General features: G+C 61.3%; 1 protein-coding gene and 2 pseudogenes. All 3 read right to left on the bottom strand.

What is annotated here, in order from left to right; genetic code table 11:
* Positions 1–90: 90 nt before the first annotated feature.
* A pseudogene (locus KGB27_RS31715) lies at positions 91–618 on the bottom strand (methyl-accepting chemotaxis protein); the annotation flags it as partial.
* A gap of 378 nt (positions 619–996) precedes the next feature.
* Positions 997–1965, bottom strand: a pseudogene (locus KGB27_RS31710) (chemotaxis protein); the annotation flags it as partial.
* A gap of 465 nt (positions 1966–2430) precedes the next feature.
* On the bottom strand, positions 2431–2823 hold the full coding sequence (locus tag KGB27_RS31225) for a YbaN family protein (RefSeq protein WP_008038644.1): 393 nt from the start codon (positions 2821–2823) through the stop codon (positions 2431–2433).
* Positions 2824–2869: the final 46 nt, after the last annotated feature.

Raw genomic sequence — 2869 nt, 5'->3', positions numbered from 1 at the left:
CGCGAAGAACGATGATGCGGTCTACCTGGCAGATCGCGTCATCGTTCTTCGCGGGCAAGCCTCGCTCCTACAGGGATTTGCGGTGTGGCTTTACACGCGGAACTGATCCATCAATTTCATCTGGTGGGTGGTCAGGGAGTTGAGCTGGCTGCTGATCTGCGCCGATTCGGTGGCCTGGCCGGTCAGGGTTTCGGTGACGGTGCGGATCGCCGAGACGTTGCGGTTGACCTCTTCGGCCACGGCGCTTTGCTGTTCGGCGGCGCTGGCGATTTGCAGGTTCATGTCGCTGATCACCGTGACCGCGTCGCTGATTTTGCTCAAGGCTTGCACCGCTTGTTGAATCTGCCCGGCGTTGCTGTGTGCCTGGGTCTGGCTCGAATGCATGGTGGCGACCACGCCGCGGGTGCCGGTCTGGATGCGCTCAATGACGATGCGGATCTCTTCCACCGAATCCTGCGTGCGTTTGGCCAGGTTGCGCACTTCATCGGCCACCACCGCAAAACCGCGACCGCTCTCGCCGGCACGGGCGGCTTCGATGGCGGCGTTGAGCGCCAGCAGGTTGGTTTGCTCGGCGATGCTGCGGATGACTTCCAGCACCGAACCGATCTGCTCGCTGTTGACCGCCAGCGCTTCGACTTCGGTCACCGCCTTGCTGACTTCGTCGGCCAGTTGATTGATGTCGCGGGTGCTGCGTTCGATGATCGACATGCCATCGCGAGCCGACTGGTCAGCGCCCTTGGCCGCGTTTGCCGCGTTCGACGCACTGTTGGCGACGTCATGGGCCGTGGCGCTCATTTCGTTCGACGCGGTGGCAACCTGGTCGATTTCGCGGAACTGCACCTGCATGCCTTCGCTGGTCTGGCGGGCGATTTCCGAAGACTGATCGGCGGTGCCACGGGCATCGGTGATGCTCTGTTTGATCTGCGCGATGGTCGGTTGCAGCTTGTCGAGGAAGCGATTGAACCAACTCACCAGTTCGCCCAGTTCGTCCTGCTTGCTGTAATGCAGACGCTGGGTCAGGTCGCCGTCGCCGCTGGCAATCGCCTTGAGCATCTCGGCGACGCTGTTGATCGGTCGGGTCACGCCCGACGCGGTGAGCCAGATCAGCAGCAGACCGACGAGGCCGGCAGCGACCGCCACCAGCACGGCTTTGATCGTGCCGCTTTGCTGGGCATCATCGAGCACCGTTTGCAGCTTCACCGAATCGGCCAGCAGCACTTGCTTGGGCAGGTCGATCACCACGCCCCAGGCTTTGGAATCGCTGATCGGGCTGACCGGGTACACCGCACGAATCAAATCACCTTGTTCGAGGATTTTCGGTGCGCCGCCGCTGAGCAATTGCAGGACATCCTTGCCTTCTGCGCCCAGGGTCTCACCGATGCTTTTGCCGACCTTGCTCGCGTCGACGCTGTAAGCGGCGAGCACGCCGCTGCCAGAGACAATCAGCATGTGCCCGGCGCTGTTGAACAGATCACGTTGGGAACCGACAGCGGCTGCCTGAAGGGCGTCGAGGGCGATGTCCACACCGACCACGCCGATGGATTTACCGTCCACCAGCAGCGGAACGGAAATGGTGGTCATCAGCATTTCCTTGCCGCCGACGGTGTCGGCGTACGGGTCCAGCAAGCAGGTGCGCTTGTTGTCGCGAGGGCAGGTGTACCAGCTGTTGTAAGGCGTGCCGCTGAGGCTCAAGGTGGTTTTGGTCATGTCGTCTTCGACCATGATCGTGTTGAGCGCGGTACCACCGGCGCGGCTCCAGTAACTGGCGAAACGACCGGCTTCGTTGGACTGGCGAGCGGCGTCATTGGCGAACTCGCTGTCCTTGCCGTCCAGACCGTTGGGTTCGAACGCCAGCCAGATCCCCAACACTTTGCTGTTGCGCTCGAAGGCGGTTTTCAGGCTCTGGTTCAACTCTTCACGCAGGGCGCCGGCCTCAAGCGAACGCTTGGCAGCCAGGGTGCGCATGTCCTTGATCTGGTCCGCCAGGGCGGTAACCACCAGCAGGCTTTCGCCAAAGGTTTTCTGCACCCGCACCGCTTGCTCGGCAGCCTTGGCCTGAAGCAGGTCTTGCACGCTGTCGGTGAGCATTTTGCTGCTGGAGGCGCTGACCAGCTCATCGTTCTGGTTGGTCTGGTAGAAGTTCATGCTGACGATCAGGACGACCACGCCCAGCAGGCATAGACCGGAGAGCAGAACGATTTTCAGGCGGATGGACAGAGAGTCGAACATAGGACGAACTCGCGAAGGGATGAAGTGTTGGCTGCGAGTCGAGGCCGACCCGGTTCGCCAAATCCATTCAGCGCCAATCTCTGCGCATCGGCGTGGGGCGAGGATGCATGAAGGTGACCCCGACGAACGGTCATGGTTGAACGTTTGCGCGGAAAAATGTGCCGAAAAGCGCTTTAAAACGGGGATAAATCGCGGAGTGTGTCAGGTGGTTTGCGGCAGTGATTCCGGTCGTGACCAGATCCACAGATTGCCCAGGCTCATGCCGGCGATGGCGAGGTAAACCGGCCAACCGTGATCGAGCATGACCAGCATCAACCCGGCGCACAGCAGCATGCTCACGGTGGCACTGACCTTGGCTCGACGTGCAACGATTTTACCGTTGCGCCAGTTGCAGAGGATCGGACCGAACAGCCGATGGTTTTCCAGCCAGGCACTCAGGCGCGGCGAACTCTTGGTCGCGGCCCAGGCGGCGAGCAGGACGAACTCGGTGGTCGGCAGGCCAGGCACGACGATGGCGATCAGGCCGATGGCTAGGCTGATGTAGGCCAAGAGACCGAACAGGAAACGGGCGAGTTTTGAGGAGGAGCGAGTCATAAGATCGATTTATGACCTGTAGGAGCGAGGCTTGCCCGCGAAGAGG

Source organism: Pseudomonas sp. BF-R-01 (genome assembly GCF_019946615.1).
GTDB classification, from domain to species: domain Bacteria; phylum Pseudomonadota; class Gammaproteobacteria; order Pseudomonadales; family Pseudomonadaceae; genus Aquipseudomonas; species Aquipseudomonas migulae.
Note: the sequence above shows the minus strand (reverse complement) of the source record. Positions and strands in the feature narration are given on the sequence as shown.

Excerpts from the sequence above, each read along its gene's own strand:
- KGB27_RS31225 (WP_008038644.1), bottom strand. The coding sequence starts at position 2,823 with ATGACTCGCTCCTCCTCAAAACTCGCCCGTTTCCTGTTCGGTCTCTTG.